Below are 23399 nucleotides of genomic sequence, written 5' to 3'. Positions count from 1 at the left end.
GGCGGTGGCGGAGATGAGAGGCTGTCCCCTGACGGAGCGGCGACCCCCGACCGCCGCCATCCGCGATCGCCCCCTGTCACGGCACGGATCAGGGTGGCCGGGCGAACCATCGCCCGTGCCGCGTCCAACGCCGAACCTCACGAGGAGTTCCATGTCCGTCCCCGGGATGCGTCGGGCCGCCATCGGCCTGACCGCACTCGCCGCGGCCGCGCTGAGCACGGTCGCCGTCAACCCGAGCCAGGCCGAGGCCGGCCCCAAGCCGGTCGACGTCAAGCTGCTCGCCCTCAACGACTTCCACGGCAACCTCGAACCGCCGACCGGCTCCAGCGGCACCATCGCCGGCCAGCCCGCGGGTGGCGCCGAATACCTCGCCACCCAGCTCGCCGCCCTGCGCGGCGCCACCGAGGAGGAGCAGGAGCGCACCATCACGGTCGCCGCCGGTGACCTGATCGGCGCCTCCCCGCTGCTCTCCGCCGCGTTCCACGACGAGCCGACCATCGAGTCGCTCACCATGGCCGGGTTGGACTTCGCCAGCGTCGGCAACCACGAGTTCGACGAGGGCGCCAACGAGCTGCTGCGCATCCAGAACGGCGGCTGCCACCCGGTCGACGGCTGCGCGGACGGCACCCCGTACACGGGCGCAGGCTTCCAGTACCTCTCCGCCAACGCGTTCAAGACCGCCACCGGCCAGCCGCTGCTGCCGCCGTACGCGGTCAAGAAGGTCGACGGCGTCAAGGTCGGCTTCATCGGGATGACCCTGGAGGGCACCCCGCAGATCGTCTCTCAGGAGGGCGTCGCTGGCCTCACCTTCAGCGACGAGGCGGAGACCGCCAACAAGTACGCCCGCATCCTGCGCTCGCAGGGCGTGCAGAGCATCGTCGTGCTGCTGCACGAGGGCGGTCAGCAGGAGGCCACCGGCGGCATCAACGACTGCAAGGGCTTCACCGGCCCGGTCGTCGACATCGCCAACCGGATGGACCCGTCGATCGACGTGGTGGTCAGTGGGCACACCCACCAGGCGTACAACTGCGAGATCAACGGCAAGCTGGTCACCAGCGCCAGCTCGTTCGGACGCCTGGTCACCGACATCGACCTGCAGATCGACCGGAAGACCGGCGACGTGCTGACCGCCAAGGCCAACAACGTCGTGGTCACCCGGGACGTCACCAAGGACGCGGCGCAGACCGAGCTGATCACCCGTTACAAGACGGCGCTCGGCCCGGTCGCCACCAAGGTCGTCGGCGAGACCGCCGAGCCGCTCAACCGCGTGCAGGAGACCCTGTTCGGTACGGCCAAGGGCGAGTCCCCGCTCGGCAACGTGATCGCCGACGCGCAGTTCGCGGCGACCGACAACGAGCAGGGCGCGCTCGGCGCGTTCATGAACCCCGGTGGTGTCCGCGCCGACCTCGACGCCGGCCAGGTCACCTACGAGGAGGCGTTCACGGTCCAGCCGTTCGCCAACAACCTGGTCACGCTCGACCTCACCGGCGCGCAGCTCTACTGCGTGCTGGAGCAGCAGTTCGTCGTCGGCCGGACGCTCTACCCGTCCTCGACGGTCCGCTACACAGTCGACGTGAACGGCGCCACCGGCACCACCGCCGACCCGTGCGCCGGTACCCGGGTCGTCCGGGGCAGCCTCACCCTCGGCGGCGTGACGGTCACCGACGCCGGCACCTACCGGGTCACGGTGAACAACTTCCTGGCCGGTGGCGGTGACGGGTTCACCGCGCTCAAGAGCGGCACCAACCAGGTCACCGGCATGATCGACCTGGATGCCTTCGTGGCGTACCTGACCGCGTCCTCGCCGGTCTCCGCGCCGGCCCTGGACCGCATCCGCACCACCGCCGAGGTCCCCGCCGCCTGACGGCAGGACCCCGCCCACGAACGGGCCCCGGAGCAGTCGCTCCGGGGCCCGTCCCCGTCCCCGGTCGCCGCGCCCCGCCCCGCCGCGCATGCACTTTCACGGAAAACGGGCCTATGGAACGCGTCATAGCCACGCTTTCCGTGAAAGTGCCCGGAGCTTGCGGCGTGGTGGGGGCGTGGGTGGGGGTGGGAGTGGTCAGGCGGGGGTGGGTTCGGGGGTGCGGGCGGCGGGGGCGGGGACGCGACCGTCCTGGATGGCGGTGAGCAGGGGGCGCAGGGAGAGGGCGATCAGCGAGGCGGCCAGGCAGCCACCCACCACGACGGCGACCCAGACCTTGCCGTCGGCGGCGCCGATCAGCGGGCCGGCGGTGACCGGGCCGATCACCCCGCTGATCCCGAAGATCATCGAGCTCATCGCGTTGTACCGGCCGCGCAGCTCGTCGGTGGCCAGCGCGTTGGTCAGCGCCGGCATCACCGGCGACAGCATGGTCTCGCCGAACCCGAAGATCGCCGCGCAGGCCACCACGCCGAGCGCCGCCACCACGGCGTTGCCGGTGCCGATCAGGCCGGCCGCGCCGAGGGTGAGCCAGGCGGTCGCGAAGACCGCGCCGACCACCGCGAGCCCCCCGGTGCGGCTGCGCCCCTCCATCCGCCTGATCACCAGCAGCTGGGAGAGCACGATCATCAGGGTGTTGCCGGCCAGCGCCCAGGCGACGACACGCGGGGTCACCTCGACCACCCGGACCGCGTACGCGGTGAAGCCGACCTCGATCTGGGCGTACCCGCAGGTGGTGAGCACCAGGCCGAAGATCACCAGGCGACGGAACGGGCGGTCCCGCAGCACGGTGAGGTAACCCCCGCCGCCCGTCTTCGCGCCCGCCGCGCCGGCGGCGAGCCGGTGCCCGACGTGCGGCAGGGTCAGCAGGATGATCGCCGGCGTCAGGTAGCTGAGCGCGTCGAGCAGGTAGATCGCCTGGAAGGTCACCGGTCGGGCGACGTCGACGATGGCGCCGGAGGTCAGGCCGCCCACGCCGATGCCGAGGTTGAGCAGGGCGAAGTTCAGCCCGTACACCCGCTGCCGCTCGTCGTCGGCGGTGAGCGAGGCGAGGATGGTGTTCTGCCCCGACCAGATCGCGGAGCTGCCGATCGCGATCACCGTGGCCACCCCGAACGCGGAGGCGGTCGAGTCGACCAGCGCGAGCGACCCGGTGCCGATCGCCTCGATCAGCAGGGACGGCAGCACCACCCGGCGGGCGCCGAACCGGTCGATCAGCGTCCCGCCCAGCGGGGAGAGCGCCAGGGTGACCGCGCCGTACCAGCCGATGACCAGACCGGCGCGCGGGTCGGAGAGCCCGCGCACGTCGGTCAGGTAGATGAACAGGAACGGCAGAGTGAGGCCGCGACCGATCGCCGACAGCAGGGTGCCGAGCAGGATGCGTCGGGCTTCCGGGCGGCGGGGGAGGGATCGGCGCAGCATGCCGCGATTCTTTCCAGCGGGTCTGACAGGTCGCGACGGAATTTGCCGCCGCTCGCGCCTGCCACGTGATCAAGCGCACGTCGACCGGCGCTGTCGGTCGGCTCTGCCATGCTGGCCCGGTGAGCGTGACCTGGCGACACCTGCCCGCATCGGCCCGCGAGATCGCCGTCGCCGCCACCGACGCCGTCGAGGCCGCGAAGGCCCGCGACGGTGCGGCGTACGAGGCGGCGACCGCGAGGCTCGGCGGGGCCGAGCGGTCCGGCCTGGTCCTCGGCGCGGTGGTGCGGCTGCTGCTCGAGGAGACCCACCCGGACGGGCTGGACGGCGACGACATCCGGCAGGTGCTGGAGCACTGCGTCCGGGCGGCGGCCCCGTGGCGGCCGGAGGTCGACCCGCACGTGGTGCTGGTCCTGCTGGCCTCCGCGCTCGGCGTGTACGGCCCCGGCGAGGACGAATCCCCGCCCGATCCGGCGGCGATCGCCCGGCACGCCCCGCTGCTCGTCGCCGATCTGCTGGCGGTGACCGGCCGGCCGGTCGAGGGCTACCTGGGGGCGGCGTTCACCGAGATCGAACGCACCGAGCGGCACGACTGAGCCTGGTCGAGGGCGTCGGGGCGACCAGACGCCCGGTGACGTCGAGCCAGCATCCCTGCTACGGGGCCTGCCCGAAGCCGACGGCTGCGGTGCTCAAGGAGACCGCGTCCAACCTGGCCGTCGTCAAGATCGGTGCCAGCGGGGAGATCAGCGCGTTCCACAAAGAGCGGCGGCGCGACGCACGTCATCCCCCTTGCGCGCTGGCCGAACGGGCGAGGGCACCAACCGATCGGCGCTGATGAAATCGGCAGTCGTCCCGATACGCTCCGCGCACAACATGATCGACTTGTCGCGGGGGCGGTTGATGGACAGACGTGCGTGGGTACGGCTCGCGGTCGTACCACTGGTCGGCGGCGCGGGCCTGGTGGGTCCGGCGGCGCCCGTGGCGGTCGCCGCGCCGGCATCGGTCACCCAGGCGGTGGCCGACGAGCTGTACGTGAGCAACAAGCAGTGCTCGCCGGGCGGGGACGGCAGCCTGGACAAGCCGTTCTGCACCATCTCGGCGGCGGTGGCCGTCGCCCAGGCCGGGCAGACGGTCCTGGTCCACGCGGGCAACTATCCGGAGGCCGTCTCCTTCACCCGCTCGGGGGTCGACGGCGCACCGATCACCTTCCGGGCGGTCAACAGCCCGGACGGTTCCGTCGCCGTCGGCAACACCAGCGGCACCGTCACCGGCGCGATCTTCACGCTTGCCGGGGTGCACGACGTCACGATCGAGGGCTTCCGCCTGGTGAGCGCGACGGGCCAGGCCGCCGCGGTGGTGGACGGCTCGGACCGGATCACCATCGACGCGGTCGCCGTTCTGGCGTCGCGTCCGCTGCTGGGTGCCGTGCAGATCACCGGTGATTCGGACGGCGTCACCGTCAGCCGGAGCTACCTGGGGAACCTGCCCGCGGGCAATCCGGGCCTCGCGATCGACGCCGGGGTCACCGGCGCGGTGGTGAGCGGCAACCAGTTCTCCTACTCCGGGCTGCGGGTGACCGACGCGCCGGGCACCGTGATTACCAACAACACCCTCGTGACGAACTGCGTCCGGGGGATCGACGTGACCGGGGCCTCGCCGGGGGTGTCGATCGAGAACAACATCGTGCGCACCAACCGGACCCGGCAGGCGTGCACCACGCCGGCCAACGCGACCGCCATCGCGGTCTCGGCCTCGTCCGTGGCCGGCACAGTGCTGGATTACAACCTGGTCGACCCGATCACGGGTGGGACCCTCTACTCCTGGGGCGACACGGCGTACCAGGACCTGGCCGCCTTCCGTGCGGCTACCGGGCAGGGCGGTCACGACATCGTGGCGGACCCGCTGCTCGGAAGCCAGAGGACCGCCATGCGGTCGTGGTTCCCCCTGGAGTCGAACTCGCCGGCGGTCGACTCCGGCAACGCCTCGGCCAAGGGGGTCGCCCGCACCGACATGCTGGGCAACCCGCGTACCGACAACCCCGCCGTCGCCAACACCGGCACCGGCTCCGGTTACCACGACCGAGGCGCGGTCGAGGCGCAGGGCGGCGTGATCGGCGGCCAGGTCGGCATCCAGCGGCAGCGGGGCAGCGATCCGTTCGCCGTGACGGCGATCGCCGCCCCGCAGTACGCCTGGCCGACCGACGGTGACGGTGGCGCCATCGCGTACAAGTTCGCCGACGAGAAGTTCTGGCGGGTGACCGACGCCCGAACCCGCGACCACTCCTTCCGCCGGGGCGGTCCGGCCTGCGTACTGACCCGGACCAGCTTCACCGGGTTCCGGGTCGCCGCCGAGTACAGCTACTCCCACTGCACCACGGTCGGGGCGCCCTACACGCCGGTGGCGCCGACCCGGCTGCTGGACACCCGGGCGGCGATCGGCACCGCCACCACCACGGCGGTGCCGCCGAAGGGCGAGGTCGTCCTGCCGGTCCCGAGCGTCGGCGGCGTGCCGGCCCGGGACATCACCGCGCTGGTCCTCAACGTCACGGTCACCAGGCCGACGGCGTCGGGCTTCATCACCGTCTACCCGGACGGCACCCCGCTGCCCAGCTCGTCGAACGTCAACTTCGTCGCCAACGAAACCGTGCCGAACCTGGTCACCGTGCCGATGGGCGACAGCATCCGCTTCCGCAACACCAGCAGCGGCACCGTGCACCTGGTCGCCGACCTGCAGGGCTTCCACGGCCGGCAGGGCTCCGGCTTCAAGCCGCTCAGCCCGGTGCGCGTGCTGGACACCCGGACGTCGACGCCGGTGGCCGGGAACGCCGACCGGCAGCTGGACTTCGCCGGCCGGCTTCCGGCCGACGCGACGGCGGCGATCCTGAACGTGACGGTCACCAAGCCGACCGCGGCCGGCGTGCTGAAGGTCTACCCGAACGGCTCGCCGGTGCCGGTGGCCTCGAACCTCAACTTCGTGGCCGGGCAGACGATCCCCAACCTGGTGATCGTCCCGGTGGTCGCCGGCAAGGTGATGATCCGCAACGCCAGCTCCGGCACCACCCACGTGGTCGCCGACCTGGCCGGCTACTTCGGCTCGGCCGCGTCGGGCGCCAACCAGGTCTACGTGCCGTACGGGCCGACCCGGATCGCCGACACCCGGGACGGCTCGGGTTGGCTGGGGGTCTTCCCCGGCAAGCTGGTCAGATACCAGAAGGCGTCGGTCGCGGTGAAGAGCGAGACGGGCTGTGGCGTCGAGTGCCCCCGGCCGACCGCCGCCGTGCTGAACCTGACCGTCACCGCCCCGACGGCCGCGGGGGTGCTGACCGCGTACCCGGCGGGCGAGGCGGCGCCGACGGCGTCGAACGTCAACTTCGTCGCCGGGGAGACGGCGTCCAACCTGGCCGTGGTCAAGGTCGGCGCCAATGGCCAGGTCGCGGCGTTCAACAACAGCAGCGGCGACACCCACGCCATCGTCGACCAGTCCGGGTACTTCATCGCCCCGGCCTGACGGTTGCCGCCGGTCCGCAGCGGCCGCGCCCCGACACCGGGACGCGGCCGCTGCGTCGTCCGGGCCTGGCCGATCGGCCGACGGGCGCCGCCCGTCCGACCCTGATCACATCGGCGTCCGTCACGATACGCTCCGGCCAGGCATGATCGATTCGTCACGGGGGCGGTTGATGGACAGACGTGCGTGGGCGCGGCTCGCGGTCGTACCACTGGTCGGCGGTGCGGGCCTGGTGGCCCCGGCGGCGCCCGCGGCGGTCGCCGCGCCGGCGCCGGTCACCCAGGCGGTGGCGAGCGAGTTGTACGTGAGCAACAAGGACTGCGCGCCGGGCGGCAACGGCAGCATGACCGCGCCGTTCTGCACGATCTCGGCGGCGGCGGCCGTGGCCCAGCCGGGCCAGACCGTGCTGGTGCAGCCCGGCGCCTACCCGGAGGCGGTGACCTTCAACCGCTCGGGCACGGCGGATGCGCCCATCACCTTCCGCGCCGTCAACGGTCCGGAGGGCCGGGTCGACGTGGGCAGCGTCGACGGTAACGCCACCATCGGCACGGTCTTCACCGTGACCGGAGTGCACGACGTCGTGATCGAGGGCTTCCGGCTGGCGGCCCAGCCGGAGAAGACGCCCCTCGTGGTCGACGGCTCGACCCGGGTCACCGTCGACGGCGTCACGGCTTCCGTGTCGCGCGGCCCCGAGGTCGTGCGCATCACCGGAGGGTCCAGCGACGTCACCATCAGTCGGGGCTTCTTCAGCAACGTCGCCGCGACTCCGCAGCCGGCGGTGCGGATCGACCCGGGCGTCACCGGCAGTGTCGTCGTCCACAACCAGCTCTACTACGGGGGTCTGATCGCCACCGACGTCCCCGGCACGGTGGTCACCAACAACACAGTGCTCACCTACTGCACCCGGGGAATCGACGTGGCCGGAGCATCCCCCGGGGTGGAGATCCAGAACAACGTCGTGCGCACCAACCGGCTCCGCGCGGCCTGCACCACCACGCAGAACGCCACCGCGATCGCGGTCTCCCCGCAGTCCGTCGAGGGATCCGTCGCCGACTACAACCTGATCGACCCGATCAGCGGCGGCGCCGTCTACTCCTGGGCCGGGACCAGCTACCCCGACCTGCCGTCGTTCCGCGCCGCCACCGGGCAGGGCGGTCACGACATCGCCGCCGATCCGCGCATCGCCAACTGGCAGGGAGCGGCCCGGATGTACTTCCCGATCGACCCGGCCTCACCGGCGGTCGACTCGGCGAACGCCGCCGCCAAGGGGCTCACCCGCACCGACATGCTGCTCAACCCGCACAGCGACAACCCCGCCGTCGCCAACACGGGCACCGGTCCGGGTTACCACGACCGGGGCGCGGTGGAGGCTCAGGGTGGCGTCAACGGCGGTCAGGTGGGCATCCAGCGCAAGCGGGGCAGTGACCCGCTCGCCGTGACCGCGATCGCCGCGCCCCAGTACGCCTGGCCGTCCGACGGCGAGGGCGGCTCCATCGCCTACCGGTTCTGGGACGAGCCGTTCTGGCGGGTCACCGCCGCGCGGACGCTGGACCACTCGTTCCGTCGGGGCGGGGAGGCCTGCGTCACCACGCACACCAGCTTCACCGACTTCCGGAATGGGGCGGAATACACCTACTACCACTGCACCACGGTCGGTGCGCTCTACCAGCCGGTGACGCCGACGCGGCTGCTCGACACCCGTGCGGCCGTCGGCACCGCCACCACCACGCCGGTCGCCGCGAACTCCGAGATCGTGCTCCCGATCCCCAGCATCAGTGGCACGCCGGCCGCGGACATCACCGCGGTGGTGCTCAACGTGACGGTCACCAGGCCGACCGCCGCCGGGTTCATCACCGTCTACCCGGACGGCGACGGTGTGGGCGCGCCACAGTCGTCGAACGTCAACTTCGTCGCCGGGGAGACCGTCCCGAACCTCGTCACGGTGCCGATGGCCAACGGCCGCATCCGCCTGCGCAACACCGGCAGCGGGACGGTGCACCTGGTGGCCGACCTGCAGGGCTTCTACGGCCGGCAGGGCTCGGGCCTGAAGCCGTTCACCCCGACCCGCGTGCTGGACACCCGTACCGGCGCGGCGCTGGTTGCGAACGGTGAGCGGCGGTTGGACCTGTCGGGGAGGGTGCCGGTGGACGCGACGGCCGCGATCCTGAACGTCACCGTCACGAAGCCGACGGCGAGCGGCGTTCTCAAGGTCTACCCGGACGGGTCGCCCGTGCCGGTGGCCTCGAACCTGAACTTCGTGGCCGGGCAGACGATCCCCAACCTGGTGATCGTGCCGGTCGTCGCCGGCAAGGCGATGATCCGCAATGCCAGTTCGGGCACCACCCACGTGGTGGCCGACCTGGCCGGGTACTTCGGTTCGGCCGCGTCGGGCGCCGACCAGACCTATATGCCGCACGGACCGCACCGGATCGCCGACAGCCGGAACCGCACCGGCTGGATCAAGCCCTACGACGGGCCGTTCACGAAGTATGCGAAGGCGTCGGCCGGCGTCCTGGTGAGTCAGCAGTGCGACGGCGGATGTCCCCAGCCGACGGCGGCGGTGCTCAACCTGACCGTCACCGCGCCCACGGCCGCAGGGGTGCTCACCGCGTATCCGGCCGGCCAGGCCGCGCCGACCGCGTCGAACGTCAACTTCGTCGCGAAGGAGACCGCGTCCAACCTGGCCGTGGTGAAGGTCGGCGCCGACGGCCGGATCGCCGCGTACAACAACAGCAGTGGCAGCACCCACGTCGTCGTCGACCAGGCGGGCTACTTCATCGCTGCCCCCTGACCAGCCCGGCCCGCGGCGGCCGCGCCCGGTCTCGTCGACCCGGACGCGGCCGCTGCGCCGTTCGGCGCCTCTCCCGTCACCGACGACGGCCGAAGGCGCGGTCAGGGGCTGGCGGCGAGGAAGACGAACGCGGCCAGCAGCACCAGGTGGACCCGCCCTGAAGGACGGTCGCCCGGCCAGGGACGACGGTGAGCACCCCGGTCACCGCGGTCAGCGCCAACAGGGCCAACTGGGTGCCGCCGAGGCCGAGCAGCAGCGGTCCCTCCAGCCAGATCGAGGCGAGGGCGATCGCCGGGATGGTGAGACCGATGCTGGCCATGGCGGAGCCGAGGGCGAGGTTGAGGCTGATCTGCACCCGGTTCCGCCGGGCGGCCCGGGCCGCCGCGACCTTGTGCGCGACCACCTCGGCGTGGTGGACGGCCGCGAGCACCGCGCCGGCCAGGAAGCCGGCCACCAACGCGACCGCGACCCCGGAGAGGTCGCGACCCCAGGTGAGGACGAGCAGCACGACCGCGAGGATGGGTATGAATACGGTCCAGTTGGTCAAACGGGATCGAATCAGCGCGATCATGCCGTCAACAATGCCAGGCGCGCTGATCGGTCGCCGACGGTCAGCGCTCGACCGCCCTGTGTCGTCGTCGCGTAGGTCGCCCCGCGGACCGGCCGAACGGTGGGGGTCGGTGGCCTTCCGGCGCTGCTTCATCGGCGCCCGTCGGTGTACGCTCCCCGCTCGGGACACTTGATCACGGGGGTGGTTGATGACAACCGGACGACTGCTGGCGCTGCTCGCGGTCGTACCGCTGCTCGCGGGTGCGGCCCTGGTGGGGCCGGCGGCACCCGCGGCGGTCGCCGGGCCGGCGTCGGTCACGGCCGCGGGAACGGCCGCCGGCGAGCTGTATGTCAGCAAGACCTGGTGCCCGGCCGGCACCCCGGCCACCCGGGACGGCAGCGCGGCCAAGCCGTTCTGCACCATCTCGGAGGCGGCGGCGGTAGCCGGTCCCGGCCAGACAGTGCTGGTGCAGCCGGGCGAGTACCAGGAGAACGTGAAGTTCACCCGGTCCGGCACCGAGGCCGCACCGATCACCTTTCGGGCGATCAACGTCTCCTGGCAGTGGGCGCGGGTGGGCAAGTTCAACACCGGCGCGGTCACCGGGACCATCCTCGACCTCACCGGCGTGCACGACGTGGTGGTGGAAGGCTTCGTCGTGTATGGCGCCAACTACGCCGACGGGGTGCGGCTGAAGGACGTCAACCGGATCCGCCTCGACAAGCTCACCATCCTGGGCGGCGCCTACGGGCCCACAGCGGTGCGGATCAGCGGCGCCTCGGACGACGTCACGCTCAGCCGGAGCTTCCTCCGCAACTTCGCCGGCCCGTCCGTCACCGTCGAGTCGGGCGTCACCGGCACGACGGTCACCGCCAGCCAGCTCGACGTCTCCGGCCTGGTCGCCACCGACGCCCCCGGCCTGACGGCCACCGGCAACACCGTCAACACCCAATGCCGGCGCGGCATCGAGCTGGCCGGTGCCTCGCCGGGAGCCTCGATCCGCAACAACATCGTGGTGACCGACCGGCTGCGTCAGCCCACCTGCGCGAATTCGGTGGAGGCCACCGCCGTCACCGTCTCCGCCGAGTCGGCGCCGCAGACCAGCACCGACCACAACCTGATCGACCCGCTGGGCGGCGGGCTGCCCTACGTCTGGGCCGGCAGCCAGTACCCGACGCTGGCCCCGTTCGTCGAGGCGACCGGGCAGGCCACCCACGACATCGTCGCGGACCCGAAGCTCACGTGGGCGGCCGGCCAGGACCGGGGCTACCTGGAGACCAGGGAGGGTTCGCCGGCGCGCGACTCCGCCGACGCGGGCGCCCGGGGCGCCCTCGACACCGACATGCTCGACAACTCCTACGCCGACGATCCGGCCGTGTCGAACACCGGGACCGGCAGCGGCTACCGGGACCGGGGCGCGGTCGAGGCGCAGGGCCCGGCCACCCAGGACCCGGTGCGGCTCGAACGCAAGGTCGGCGGTGGCCCGTTCGACGTGGTCGCCCGGACGGGCCTGCACTCGCCCTGGCCGGTCGAGCGGGAGCGGGCCGCGTACGCGTACAAGTTCACCGACGAGCCGTACTGGCGGGTGAGCGACTCCGGCACCGCCGAGCACACCCTGCGCCGGGCCGGCTCCGCCTGCGTCCAGGTGCAGGCCAGCCAGAGCGACTTCCGGGTGGCCAGCACCTACCTCGAACCGGTCTGCACGCAGGTCGGCGCACGATACGTGCCGGTGGCGCCGACCCGGCTGCTGGACACCCGGATCCCGATCGGCGTCAACTACGCCGCCCCGGTGGGCGCGAACGGCACCATCTCCCTGCCGATCGAGAGCATCGCCGGGGTTCCGGTGGCGGACATCAGCGCGGTCGTGCTCAACGTGACCGTCACCCAGCCGACCGCCGCCGGTTTCATCACCGTCTACCCGACCGGCGGTGGCTGGCCGAATGCGTCGAACGTCAACTTCGTGGCCAAGGAGACGGTGCCGAACCAGGTCACCGTGCCGGTGGTCAACGGGTCCGTCTCGTTCCACCACTCCGGCCAGGGCACCGTCCACCTGGTCGCCGACCTCCAGGGCTTCTACGCGGAATCCGGGTCGGGCTTCGCCCCGGTGTCGCCGGTGCGGGTGCTCGACACCCGCGAAGGCGCCGCGGTCCCGATCCCGGCCAACGGCACCCGCCCGCTCGACCTGTCCGGCCGGCTGCCCGCCGGCGCGACGGCCGCCGTGCTCAACGTGACGGTCACCAGGCCGAGGGCGAACGGGGTACTCAAGGTCTTTCCGTACGGCTTGGCGGTGCCCACCGCGTCGAACCTGAACTTCGTCACCGGGCAGACCATCCCCAACCTGGTCACCGTGCCGGTGGTCAACGGCCAGGTCAGCCTTCACAACCAGAGCTCCGGAACCACTCACGTCGTCGCCGACCTGGCCGGTTGGTTCAGCCCGAACGCCACCCAGACCTTCGTGCCGATCACCCCGACCCGGGTCGCCGACACCCGCGACGGCACCGGGCTCTCCGGTCGCGGCTCCAGGCCGCTGGCCGCCCGGGAGACCGTACGCTTTCCTGCGCTGATGCCGACGGTGAACTGCGTGCCGGCCTGCCCGGCCCCGACCGCCCTGGTGGGCAACGTGACGGTGACCGGCCCGACCGCGCCGGGCGTGCTGATCGCCTACCCGGCTGGGCAGCCGCGGCCGACCGCCTCGAACGTCAACTTCGTCACGGGTGAGACCGCCTCGAACGCCGCGGTGGTCGCGGTCGGCTCGGGCATCGAGTTGTACAACAGCAGTGCGGGCACGGCCCACGCCGTCGTGGACCAGTCCGGGTACTTCATCGGCCCGGCATCCTGATCCGGCCCGGCACCGGCCATGGCAGCGTCCGGTCCGGGTTCTGCACGCATCCACAGGCGTCGTCCACAGTGGCGACGGATCGGATAGGCTGCCGCCGCACCTGCTCGATATCACGGGGGAGATCGATGAGAAGACACGGCACCGCGTTGCTCGCGGTCCTGCCACTGGTGGCGAGTGTCGGTCTGACGGGGCCGGCGGCGCCTGCGGTGGCCGCGCCCACCGTCACCCAGGAGGCCGCGTCGCGCGCCGAGGTGTACGTCAACAACAAGGACTGCACGCCGGACGCTGACGGCAGCACGGAGAAGCCGTACTGCACCATCGGTGCCGCGGCCGCGGTGGCGCAGCCGGGCCAGACGGTGTTGGTGCATCCGGGTGACTACCGGGAGACGGTGACCTTCGACCGGTCCGGCACCCCGGACGCGCCGATCACCTACCGGGCCGTGCACAGCCCCGACGGTGAGGTCCGCGTCGGCGACCACTACACCCTCACCGACACCGTCTTCCGCCTGGCGGGCGTGCACGATGTCGTCCTGGAGGGCTTCATCGCCGCCACCTGGGGCAGCAGCAGCACCGTCGTGGTGGACCGCTCCTCCCGGGTCACCCTGGACGGCCTGGCGATCCGCAACCAGTTCGAGGCCCCCGCGCTGATCCGGCTCACCGGCGGGTCCAGCGACGTCAGGGTGAGCCGGGCGTGGCTGCGAGCCCACGGCGGGGCCGCGGGAGTGGTGGTCGAGCCGGGGGTTACGGGGGCGGTGATCACCGGCAACGCCTTCGAGGACAGCCGGGTGGACGTCACCGACGCGCCGGGCACGGTGATCACCGGCAACACCGTCGTCAACGAGTGCGACGTGGCGATCCAGGTGGCCGGCGTCTCGCCGGGCGTCCGGCTGCACAACAACGTCGTCCAGACCGCGGGCGGCCCCGAGTACGACCCGCAGCCCTGCGACGCTCCGTCGCGGGCCACCGCGATCTCCGTCTCGCCGGAGTCGTCCGCCGGGTCGACGTCCGACCACAACCTGATCGGCTCCCGCAGTGGCGGTGTGCCGTACCGGTGGGGCGGCACCACCCACGAGACCCTCGACGCGTTCCGGGCCGCCACCGGGCAGGGCGGGCACGACATCCTCGACCTGGTGCGACTCGACCGGCGCGGCCAGTCCCGCAGCTGGTGGGAGCTCGAAAGCGGCTCACCCGGCCTGGACAGCGCTGACGCCGACGCGCCCGCTGTGCTCCGCACCGACCTGCTGGGCAACCCGCACGCCGACCTGCCGCACGTGTCGAACACCGGCACCGGCAACGGGTACCACGACCGCGGCGCGGTGGAGTGGGTCGGGCAGGGCAAGGTCGGCGCGACCGGCTTCCGTCGGGTGCCCGGGGGCGGGTTCCTCGACACGGAGGCCACCGCCGTGCCGACGTACTGGTACCCGACGGACGGGCCGGGCGGCTCGGTGGCGTTCAAGTTCACCGGTGACCGGTACTGGCGGGTCGGGACTGCCGGGTCGTTGCGGCACACGTTCCGCCGGGCGGGGAGCGTCGTCATGAACGCCCGGGTCGATTTCATCGGCTTCCGCGCGGCCGACCTCAGCACGAAGTCGCGCGCCGGCAACGCCTCGGTGGGCCCGCTGTTCACCGTGGTCGGCTCGCTGTACCAGCCGGTCGCCCCGACCCGGGTGCTGGACACCCGGTCGGCGGTCGGCGTGCCCACCCGGACGCCGGTGCCGGGCAACTCGGAGGTCGTGCTGTCGATTCCCGAGATCGGCGGGGTGCCGGCGGCGGACATCACCGCGGTCGTGCTGAACGTCACCGCGACCCAGCCGACCAGCGCCGGGTTCCTGACCGTGTACCCGGACGGCGTCAAGCTGCCGGACGCCTCGAACGTCAACTTCGTGCCGAAGGAGACGGTGCCGAACCTGGTCACCGTGCCGATGTCCAACGGCAAGCTGCGCATCCGCAACACCGGCAGCGGCACCGTGCACGTCGTCGCCGACCTGCAAGGCTGGTACGGCGCCAAGGGCAGTGGCCTGCGGACCCTGGCGCCCACCCGAATGCTGGACACCCGCGCCGGCGCCGCCGGGCCGTTCCCCGCCAACACCACCCGGCAGGTGGACCTTTCCGGCAAGCTGCCGGCCGGCGCGACGGCGGCGATCCTCAACGTCACGGTGACCCGGCCGACGGCGAACGGAGTGCTGAAGGTCTTCCCGGCGGGCTCGACCGTGCCGGTGGCATCGAACCTGAACTTCGTCACCGGGCAGACCATCCCCAACCTGGTGACCGTGCCCGTCGTCGCCGGAAAGGTCAGCATCCACAACGCCAGCTCGGGTACCACCCACGTGATCGCCGACCTGGCCGGCTACTACGGCTCCGCCGCCTCGGGCGCCGTCGACGGCTACGTGCCGCTGGACCCGCACCGGATCGTGGACACCCGGGCGAGCATCGGCCTGGACGGCCGGGGGTACGGCGGTCCGCTCCAGCCGTACGAGAAGGTCGCCTTCCTGCCCCGGTACGTCCAGACCGCGTGCCCGGCGACGTGTGCCACGCCCACCGCGGCCGTGTTCAACATGACCGCCACCCGACCGAGCGCCCCGGGCGTCCTCACCGCGTACCCGCGTACCGGGGCGGCGCCGCCCACCGCCTCGAACGTCAACTTCGTCGCCGGTGAGACGGCCGCGAACATGGCGGTCGTCCGGGCGGGCACCGGCGGGGAGATCGCCGTGTACCACAACAGCAAGGGTGGCACCGAGCTGATCGTGGACCAGGCGGGCTTCTTCATCGCGCCCTTGTCCTGACGTACGACCCGGAGCCGGCGACCCCCCGTGACCTGCGGGTTGTCGCCGGCTCCGGCATTTTCCGGTTCAGCCGTCCGACGGTGGGTAGGGATTATGGTGGACGAGAAAAGCTGCTCCCTCCCGCGTGGAGGGAGGTCGACCGGAACGAGGAGGATTGCCATGACCACCGTGGTCGAGAAGTCGATCGAAGTCGACGTCCCGGTCAGCACCGCCTACAACCAGTGGACGCAGTTCGAGGAGTTCCCCCGCTTCATGGGCGGCGTGCAGGAGGTGCGCCAGCTCGACGACCAGCGGATGCACTGGGTCGCCCAGATCGCCGGCGTCAAGCGTGAGTGGGACGCCAGGGTCCTGGAGCAGGTGCCCGACCAGAAGGTCGCCTGGGCGGCGACCGAGGGCGCGACCAACGCCGGTGCCGTCTACTTCCAGCCGGTGGGCGCGGGCCGCACCATGGTCCGGCTGCACCTGGAGTACGAGCCGGAGGGGCTGGTCGAGAAGACCGGCGACAAGCTGAACATCGTCGAGAAGCAGGCCGAGTCCGACCTGGAGAAGTTCAAGAGCTTCATCGAGTCCCGGGGCGCCGAGACCGGCGCCTGGCGCGGCTCGGTCGGCGAGGGGCACGGCGTGGGCACGCCGGGCGTCGCGCACGCGGCGTCGTCCCAGGCTGACAGCGGCAAGGCCGGTGTCTCGGGCACCGCGGTCGCGGCCGGCGCCGCCGCCGCGGGTGCCGCTGCCGCCGCCGGGATCGCCGCCGCCAAGCACCGCACGGGCGACGACGAGGACCGGACGCCGACGACCACCACCACCGACACCGAGTACGTGGTGACCGACGTCGAGGTCGTGCCCGACGCGGCCGCCACCGCGTACCCCGGTGGCCCGGTCAGCGAGCCGAACCGCCCGCTCTGACGTACCCCCTGCGGGGCCCGGCGGACCGACCACCCGGTCGGACCGCCGGGCCCCGCGCCTGTGCCCCTTAACCAAAACCAGTGATCCATTTAACTATGGCGCTGCGCCCGCCGCCGTACGGTCGGACGGTCACCATCCAGGTGGGATACGGGGCCCAGGAGGATTCCAGTGATCAAACGCAGTGTCGCCCGGCTCGCCGTCGCGTTCACGGGGGTGGTCGCCCTGCTCGTCGCGGGGCAGACCGCCGCCTACGCCGCACCGGCGAACGACGACTTCTCCGCCGCGACGACGGTGGGGACCACTCCCTTCACCACCACCATCGACACCACCGGCGCCACCACGGACCCGACGGACCCGACCGGGTGCGCCAACCGGGGGTCCGTCTGGTTCAGCTTCACCCCGACCGTGGACGGCCGCGTCGAGGCCCACACGTACGGCAGCGACTACTACAGCGTGCTCTCGGCCTGGACCGGTGGGCAGGGCTCCCTCACGCAGGTGGCCTGCAACGACGACAACGGCAGCCAGCGGTCGAGGATCCGCTTCGCGGTCACCGCGGGCACGACGTACCACCTCATGGTCGGCACCGGCGGCTTCGGCGACACCACCGGCGGTTCGCTGCGGTTCTCGCTCGACCAGGCCGTGGCGCCGGCCAACGACGACTTCGCCGACGCGATCACGGTAGGCGCACTGCCGTACGCCGACACCCGGAACTACGCCGGCGCGACCGCCGAGACCGGCGAGCCCTCGTCCTGCGGCGGCGCCGGCCACACGGCCTGGTACGCGTACACGCCGACGACCACCGGCTCGATCACGGCCCGGACGAACCCGGGCTACGCCGGCATCGCCGCCTACACGGGTTCCTCGCTGACCGCGCTCTCCCGGGTGGGGTGTACGCGCCTCTACGACTACGACCCGCTGACCTTCGTGGCGCAGGCCGGCCGCACGTACCTGTTCCAGGTGGGCTCGGACGGCAGCGCCGCGCACACCTTCCAGCTCGACGTGGCGGCCGACCCGACCGTCGACTTCTACCACTACCCGAGCGACCCCAGCTCCTACGACCAGGTCAGCCTCGGCAGCTCTGCCTACGACCCGGCCGGCGCCGGCTTCGCCTCCTTCGCCTGGGACTTCGGTGACGGGACGACGTCGACCGAGCTGTACCCGGTGCACCGGTTCCCCGGTGACGGCGACTGGACCGTCCGGCTCTCCGTGCGCACCCTCGACGGGCGCACCGCCTCGGTCAGCCACGTGGTGTCGGTCCGGACCCATGACGTCGCCGTCGTGAAGCTGAACGTGCCGTCGACGGCGCGGGTGGGGCAGACCATCGGGGTCGCGGTCCAGGTCCGGAACACCCGGTACGACGAGAACGTCCGGGTCGACCTCGAGCGGAGCACCCCCACCGGCTACGTGCCGGTCGGATCGTCCACCCATCCGGTACCGGCGACGGACAGCGGGAAGACCACCCGCTTCGTCATCGACTACACGGTCACGGCGGAGGACCTGGCCGTCGGCAAGGTCTCCTTCCGGGCGGTCGCCGAACTGCTCGACGCCCGGGACGCGCTCCCGTACGACAACGAACTGCGCTCGGCGCCGGTCAAGGTCGCCTGAACCGTCGACGCCCCGGCCGGCCGCACCGCGACCGCGCCGTCCGGGGCCTGTCCGGGGCTTCCGCGCCGCTCAGGAGGCGGCCAGCAGCGCCAGGGAGCCGATCACCGGCGCCGCGTACAGCAGGGGGAACGGGATGTGCGAGTACGAGCGCGCCCGGAGCACGGTGACGACGGCGCCGGTGAAGTAGAGCACCAGGCCGATCCCGGCCAGCACTCCGACGACCGGCACCAACAGGCCGGCCAGCAGTCCCGCCGCGCCGGCCGCCTTGGCGGTGCCGAGCCAGGGCCACCACGAGCGGGGTACGCCGTAGTCGGCCAGGGGCTGCACGACCCACGGGGCGCGGAGGAAGACGGAGGCGGCGGAGAAGCCGACCATGGCGGCGGCCAGCAGGGTCACGACGACGTGCGCGGTGGACATCAGGAGTGCTCCTCGGTGTGCGGCTCACCCGGGCGGGTCGTCCGGGGTTCCTCACCGCACTGACACCGGGCCGCGCCCGGTTGTGACCGACGTTTCGGACACTCGGGCGGACTCGGCCCGCAGCGCCGGGCGGGATCGGTGGTATGGCCCGCGACCCGTGAAGAGGCGTCCTACGCTCTGGGCAGATGGGCCGTGCACCTCTGTGACCTGCCGCAAGTCCGGGTAGCGCCGTCATCGAAATGCCCTCGCGAGGCAGGAGCGGGGTGCTTTGCCGTTTGTCGCGGCACGAGGGCAGAAGGCTCCCGCTCGACCTCTGATCAGCTCGAACGGAAGGTGGCCAGATGGCTGTCAAGACCGAAGCGCGCACGAGGACCGTGGAGATCCGGCCGTTCACCATCGAGGTGCCCGAGGCGGATCTGAAGGCGCTACGTGCGCGTATCGCGGCCACCCGCTGGCCGGAGAAGCAGACCGTCGGCGATCAGTCCCAGGGCGTGCCGCTCGAGACCAGCCAGGCGCTCGCCCGCTACTGGGAGAAGGAGTACGACTGGCGCAAGGTCGAGGCACGGCTGAACGCCGTACCGAATTTCATCACCGAGATCGACGGGCTGGACATCCACTTCCTCCACATCCGGTCGAAGCACGAGGACGCGCTGCCGCTCATCGTCACGCACGGCTGGCCGGGCTCGATCATCGAGCAGCTGAAGATCGTCGGTCCGCTCACCGACCCGACGGCACACGGCGCGGCCGCCTCGGACGCCTTCCACCTGGTGATCCCGTCGATGCCCGGCTTCGGGTTCTCCGGCAAGCCGACCGAGCCCGGCTGGGGCCCGGAGCGCATCGCCGGCGCCTGGATCGAGCTGATGAGGCGCCTCGGCTACCCGCGGTTCGTCGCGCAGGGCGGCGACTGGGGGGCGCTCATCACGGACGTCATCGCTCTGCAGGCGCCTCCGGAACTGGCCGGCATCCACACCAACATGCCCGGTGTCGTCCCGCCCGACATCGACACGCTGCTCCAGACCGGCGTCACCGGAGCCGCCAACCCGCTGGCCTCGCTGCCGGCCAACCTCTCCGCCGAGGAGAAGCAGACGTGCGAGCAGCTCGACTTCTTCTGGAAGCATTCCGCCTACGCCCTCTTGATGGGGACGCGTCCGGAGACACTGACCGGATTCGCGGATTCGCCCATCGCGCTGGCGAGCTACATGATCGACCATGACGCGGCCAGCCTGGACCTGATCTGCCAGGCCTTCGCCGGGAAATCCGTCGGCCTCACGCGGGACGACGTCCTCGACAACATCACGCTCTTCTGGCTGATGAACTCGGGAGTCTCCGCGGCCCGCATCTACTGGGAGAACAAGCTCTCCTTCTTCGCCGCCAAGGGCGTCTCCGTCCCGGCTGCCGTGAGCGTCTTCCCGAACGAGATGTATCAGGCCCCGAAGAGTTGGGCCGAGCAGGCGTATTCCAATCTGATCCACTACAACAAGCTCGACAAGGGCGGGCACTTCGCGGCCTGGGAACAGCCACAGCTCCTGTCCGAAGAGCTGCGCACCGCCTTCCGGTCGCTCCGCTAGCCGACCGCGTCCGGCCGGCTGCCCGTGCCTTCGCTCGGCGGGGCGGCCCGGCGGAGGCGACAGCCACGGAGACTTCCGGGGGTAGCCGGCCGGCTCCGACCGAGCGGTGAGCCCCAGGAGCGGGCCAAGCCCCCTCCGAGGAGGAGCCCTGACCTTCACTTACCTCTGGTCAGGTCACCGCTGCTGTTGGCTCCCTGCCCCCGGAGTTGCGAAAGTCCATAAATGCGGCCCGCTTCGACGGGTACGGAGACGGGACATGCCGGTGCCTAGTGGCGCGTCGAGGCGGCAAGGCGGTTGAGGATGACCAATCCCACCAGGACATTCTTCGATGATCTGTCCGATCGGGGGCACGTGCCGTGGTTGGAGCACGAGCACGGCCGGCTGCGCGTGGAGATTGTGGATGGGGACTGCTGGCAGCTGTGGACGCTGGTCTTCGATGACGGGAAGGTCAGGGTCGACCCGGCTGACTCCGAGGTGGATGCGGTCCTCCGCGCCGACCGCGCCTGGTTCGACCGCTTGGTAGCGGGTGAGGAGAAGCTGTTGCCGGCTGTGTTGCGGGGTGAGGTTCGCCTGGACGGAAGCCTTGACCTGGTTGTTCTGTTCGGTCGGCTGTTTCCCGGACCACCCGGGCAGGCCGGACCGGGGACGGCCGGCAGCGTGCATGGGGGGACCGGATGAGCGACGGCGCGGTGACGCTGTTGGATGGAAATACGTTCCTTGTCAGCACGGACAGTGGAGATATCGAGGCGACCCTCGCCGACCCGGCCGGCCTGTTCTCCTTCGACACGCGGTACCTGTCGACGTGGGTGTTGACCGTCGACGGGATGCGGCTCAGCTCGCTGTCGGTCGACGATGTGCAGTACTTCGAGACGCGCTTCTTCCTCGTGCCGGGAGCCGCGACGGTATACGTCAACGCCGAGCTGTCGGTGCTGCGGCATCGCACCTTATCCAGCGGGCTGGTCGAGGACGTGACGGTCATCAACCACGGCGAGGACCCGGCCGACGTGTGCGTGCGGGTCGACGCGGGCAGCGACTTCGCTGACCTGTTCGACGTCAAGAACGCCACGGCGAAGAAGGGCACCTACCTCAAGCGGGTCGAGGACGACCACCTCGTCCTGGGCTACCAGCGGGAGACCTTTCACCGGGAGACCGTCATCCGCGCCAACCAGCCCGCCCAGATCGACGAGCACGGGCTGACCTTCACGGTGCACATCGAGCCGGGCCAGGAATGGAGCACCCGGTTGCAGGTTGAACCGATCTTTGTCGTACGGGGTCGGTCCGTGCCGCTGGTGGCCCGTGGGGCGACCACCCGGACCATCGACGACATGGCGGCCGAGCTGCACCGGTGGCTCGAGCAGGCACCGACGCTGGAGACCGACTGGGAGCCGCTGAAGCGCACGTACCAGCGCAGCCTGACTGATCTAGCCGCACTACGCTTCCGGCCTGCCGTCGGCGGCGGGGACAGCATGCCCGCCGCCGGTCTGCCCTGGTTCATGACCATGTTCGGTCGCGACAGCATCATCACCAGCTTGCAGACGGTGCCGTTCCTGCCCGAGCTGGCCGCCACCACCATCCGGGTACTGGCCCGGTGGCAGGGCAGCAACATCGACGACTTCCGCGACGAGGACCCGGGGCGCATCCTGCACGAGATCCGGTACGGGGAGACCGCCGCGTTCGGGGAGCAGCCGCACAGCCCGTACTACGGCACCGCCGACGCCACTGCCCTGTTCGTGATCCTGCTCGACGAGTACGAGCGGTGGAGCGGCGACGCCACAACGGTGCGGCAGTTCGAACACGCCGCCCGCGCGGCGATCACCTGGATCGACGAATACGCCGACCTGATGGGCAACGGCTACGTGTCCTACCAGCGTCGCAACGAACAGACCGGGTTGGAGAACCAATGCTGGAAGGACTCCCTGGACTCCATCTCCTACCGTGACGGCCGGCTGCCCGGGTTCCCCCGAGCCACCTGTGAACTGCAGGGCTACACCTACGACGCGAAGCGGCGCGCGGCCCGGCTGGCCCGCCAGTTCTGGAACGATCCCGACTACGCCGCTCGTCTGGAAGGCGACGCGGCGGACCTCAAGCGCCGGTTCAACCGCGACTTCTGGCTCGAGGACCGGCAGTACTACGCCCTGGCCCTGGCCGGCCCCGGCGCGGACCGGGTCGACGCGCTGTCCTCCAACATCGGCCACCTGCTCGGCAGCGGCATCGTCGACGAAGACAAGGCTGAGGCGGTCGTGACACACCTGATGTCGCCCGCAATGTACTCCGGCTGGGGCGTGCGCACCCTGGCCACGACCGAACGACGGTACAACCCCGTCGGATACCACATCGGCACGGTCTGGCCATTCGAGAACTCCTTCATCGCCTGGGGACTGCGCCGCTACGGCTTCAACGAAGAGGCCGCCCGCATCGCCAGCGGCATTCTCGACGCCGCCACCTACTTCCAGGGCCGCCTCCCAGAAGCATTCGCCGGCTACCCCCGCGAACGCACCAGGTACCCGGTCGAGTACCCCACGGCATGCAGCCCCCAAGCCTGGTCCTCAGGAACGCCGCTCCTGCTGCTGCGTACCATGCTCGGCATCGAGCCAGTTGACGAGAACATGGTCACAAATCCCGCTATACCCGCACATATCGGCCACCTCCAACTCCTCGACATCCCAGGACGCTGGGGCTACATCGACGCGTACGGCCGCGGCCGCGACCGCCTCACTCACCGACGACGAATGGGCCCCCCTGATCAGAAGTAGCGCGGCAGCGGCCGGCGCGCGCTGAGGCGGCGGCGCATCCGGCCGTTCAGGGCCGCCTTGACGCGAGACCGGGATCGCAGGGTGCTGGCGTCGTCTGCTGCCTTCTCGCTGCCTTCGGAAGAGCAGTAGGCCGCAGGAACGAATCAAGGCCCCTCCGTGGAGGGGCCTTGACCTGCTGTTACCTCTGGTCGGGGTGGCCGGATTCGAACCGACGACCTCTTCGTCCCGAACGAAGCGCGCTACCAAGCTGCGCCACACCCCGAGGCGTGCCGACAAATAGTAGCCCACCCGGTCCGATGGTCAAACTCGGTACCCCCTCGACCCCGCCCCCGGGGCGCAGGCGCCGGGGAGC

12 protein-coding genes, 1 tRNA gene and 2 pseudogenes are annotated in these 23399 nt (G+C 71.3%); 11 read left to right on the top strand and 4 right to left on the bottom strand.

The features are described from left to right. The first annotated feature begins 151 nt into the window (after window positions 1-151). A complete protein-coding gene (locus tag ACTMS9_RS21080) occupies window positions 152-1864 on the top strand; it encodes a bifunctional metallophosphatase/5'-nucleotidase (protein WP_441165757.1) in 1713 nt (570 codons plus the stop codon). A gap of 195 nt (window positions 1865-2059) precedes the next feature. Here the strand turns inward: ACTMS9_RS21080 and ACTMS9_RS21075 are convergent, their stop codons facing one another. Then, a complete protein-coding gene (locus tag ACTMS9_RS21075; protein WP_441165756.1) occupies window positions 2060-3340 on the bottom strand; it encodes an MFS transporter in 1281 nt (426 codons plus the stop codon). Window positions 3341-3459: 119 nt separating this feature from the next. On the opposite strand from ACTMS9_RS21075, the gene ACTMS9_RS21070 reads away from it, so the two are divergent. From ACTMS9_RS21070 to ACTMS9_RS21060, 3 genes are all read left to right on the top strand, one after another. Further along, complete coding sequence (locus ACTMS9_RS21070; protein ID WP_441165755.1) at window positions 3460-3933, top strand: hypothetical protein; 474 nt, start codon at window positions 3460-3462, stop codon at window positions 3931-3933. Window positions 3934-4237: 304 nt separating this feature from the next. Continuing rightward, the gene (locus ACTMS9_RS21065; RefSeq protein ID WP_441165754.1) at window positions 4238-6844 is read left to right on the top strand and encodes a right-handed parallel beta-helix repeat-containing protein; all 2607 of its coding nucleotides are present in this window, start codon (window positions 4238-4240) and stop codon (window positions 6842-6844) included. Window positions 6845-7013: 169 nt separating this feature from the next. Beyond that, the gene (locus ACTMS9_RS21060) at window positions 7014-9632 is read left to right on the top strand and encodes a right-handed parallel beta-helix repeat-containing protein (protein WP_441165753.1); all 2619 of its coding nucleotides are present in this window, start codon (window positions 7014-7016) and stop codon (window positions 9630-9632) included. Window positions 9633-9733: 101 nt separating this feature from the next. On the opposite strand, the pseudogene ACTMS9_RS21055 reads toward ACTMS9_RS21060, so the two are convergent. Beyond that, a pseudogene (locus ACTMS9_RS21055) lies at window positions 9734-10020 on the bottom strand (ionic transporter y4hA); the annotation flags it as partial. 370 nt (window positions 10021-10390) lie between these two features. Here ACTMS9_RS21055 and ACTMS9_RS21050 point away from each other — a divergent pair. The 4 genes and pseudogenes from ACTMS9_RS21050 to ACTMS9_RS21035 all read left to right on the top strand — a co-directional run bounded on the left by ACTMS9_RS21050 (window position 10391) and on the right by ACTMS9_RS21035 (window position 18309). Then, a complete protein-coding gene (locus ACTMS9_RS21050) occupies window positions 10391-13018 on the top strand; it encodes a hypothetical protein (protein WP_441165752.1) in 2628 nt (875 codons plus the stop codon). A 125-nt stretch (window positions 13019-13143) separates the two neighbouring features. Beyond that, entirely contained in the window at window positions 13144-15801 is a 2658-nt protein-coding gene (locus ACTMS9_RS21045; RefSeq protein ID WP_441165751.1) for a hypothetical protein, read from the top strand. Between the two features lie 159 nt (window positions 15802-15960). Continuing rightward, window positions 15961-16407, top strand: a pseudogene (locus ACTMS9_RS21040) (SRPBCC family protein); the annotation flags it as partial. 465 nt (window positions 16408-16872) lie between these two features. Then, window positions 16873-18309, top strand: a complete 1437-nt coding sequence (locus ACTMS9_RS21035; RefSeq protein WP_441165750.1) for a PKD domain-containing protein — start codon at window positions 16873-16875, stop codon at window positions 18307-18309. Window positions 18310-18378: 69 nt separating this feature from the next. On the opposite strand, the gene ACTMS9_RS21030 is transcribed toward ACTMS9_RS21035, so the two are convergent. After that, window positions 18379-18726 carry a DoxX family protein gene (locus ACTMS9_RS21030; protein ID WP_441165749.1) on the bottom strand — a complete coding sequence of 116 codons (348 nt, stop codon included), beginning with the start codon at window positions 18724-18726 and terminating at the stop codon, window positions 18379-18381. Window positions 18727-19067: 341 nt separating this feature from the next. Between ACTMS9_RS21030 and ACTMS9_RS21025 the strand changes: the two genes are divergently transcribed. The 3 genes from ACTMS9_RS21025 to ACTMS9_RS21015 all read left to right on the top strand — a co-directional run bounded on the left by ACTMS9_RS21025 (window position 19068) and on the right by ACTMS9_RS21015 (window position 23047). After that, complete coding sequence (locus ACTMS9_RS21025) at window positions 19068-20294, top strand: epoxide hydrolase family protein (RefSeq protein ID WP_441141925.1); 1227 nt, start codon at window positions 19068-19070, stop codon at window positions 20292-20294. A gap of 300 nt (window positions 20295-20594) precedes the next feature. Then, window positions 20595-20972, top strand: coding sequence for an SCP2 sterol-binding domain-containing protein (locus tag ACTMS9_RS21020; RefSeq protein ID WP_441141927.1), 378 nt, complete (start codon window positions 20595-20597; stop codon window positions 20970-20972). Then, window positions 20969-23047, top strand: a complete 2079-nt coding sequence (locus tag ACTMS9_RS21015; protein ID WP_441165748.1) for an amylo-alpha-1,6-glucosidase — start codon at window positions 20969-20971, stop codon at window positions 23045-23047. Before ACTMS9_RS21020 ends, ACTMS9_RS21015 begins: the two co-directional genes overlap by 4 nt. A gap of 185 nt (window positions 23048-23232) precedes the next feature. Here the strand turns inward: ACTMS9_RS21015 and ACTMS9_RS21010 are convergent. Next, window positions 23233-23309: transfer RNA gene (locus ACTMS9_RS21010), tRNA-Pro, on the bottom strand. Window positions 23310-23399: the final 90 nt, after the last annotated feature.

Origin of the sequence: Micromonospora sp. L31 (genome assembly GCF_052068075.1) — a bacterium.
Lineage (GTDB): Bacteria > Actinomycetota > Actinomycetes > Mycobacteriales > Micromonosporaceae > Micromonospora > Micromonospora purpureochromogenes.
Note: the sequence above shows the minus strand (reverse complement) of the source record. Positions and strands in the feature narration are given on the sequence as shown.

Excerpts from the sequence above, each read along its gene's own strand:
- ACTMS9_RS21080 (WP_441165757.1), top strand. The coding sequence starts at position 152 with ATGTCCGTCCCCGGGATGCGTCGGGCCGCCATCGGCCTGACCGCACTC.
- ACTMS9_RS21015 (WP_441165748.1), top strand. The coding sequence starts at position 20,969 with ATGAGCGACGGCGCGGTGACGCTGTTGGATGGAAATACGTTCCTTGTC.
- ACTMS9_RS21025 (WP_441141925.1), top strand. The coding sequence starts at position 19,068 with ATGGCTGTCAAGACCGAAGCGCGCACGAGGACCGTGGAGATCCGGCCG.
- ACTMS9_RS21045 (WP_441165751.1), top strand. The coding sequence starts at position 13,144 with ATGAGAAGACACGGCACCGCGTTGCTCGCGGTCCTGCCACTGGTGGCG.
- ACTMS9_RS21075 (WP_441165756.1), bottom strand. The coding sequence starts at position 3,340 with ATGCTGCGCCGATCCCTCCCCCGCCGCCCGGAAGCCCGACGCATCCTG.
- ACTMS9_RS21050 (WP_441165752.1), top strand. The coding sequence starts at position 10,391 with ATGACAACCGGACGACTGCTGGCGCTGCTCGCGGTCGTACCGCTGCTC.
- ACTMS9_RS21060 (WP_441165753.1), top strand. The coding sequence starts at position 7,014 with ATGGACAGACGTGCGTGGGCGCGGCTCGCGGTCGTACCACTGGTCGGC.
- ACTMS9_RS21020 (WP_441141927.1), top strand. The coding sequence starts at position 20,595 with ATGACCAATCCCACCAGGACATTCTTCGATGATCTGTCCGATCGGGGG.
- ACTMS9_RS21065 (WP_441165754.1), top strand. The coding sequence starts at position 4,238 with ATGGACAGACGTGCGTGGGTACGGCTCGCGGTCGTACCACTGGTCGGC.
- ACTMS9_RS21030 (WP_441165749.1), bottom strand. The coding sequence starts at position 18,726 with ATGTCCACCGCGCACGTCGTCGTGACCCTGCTGGCCGCCGCCATGGTC.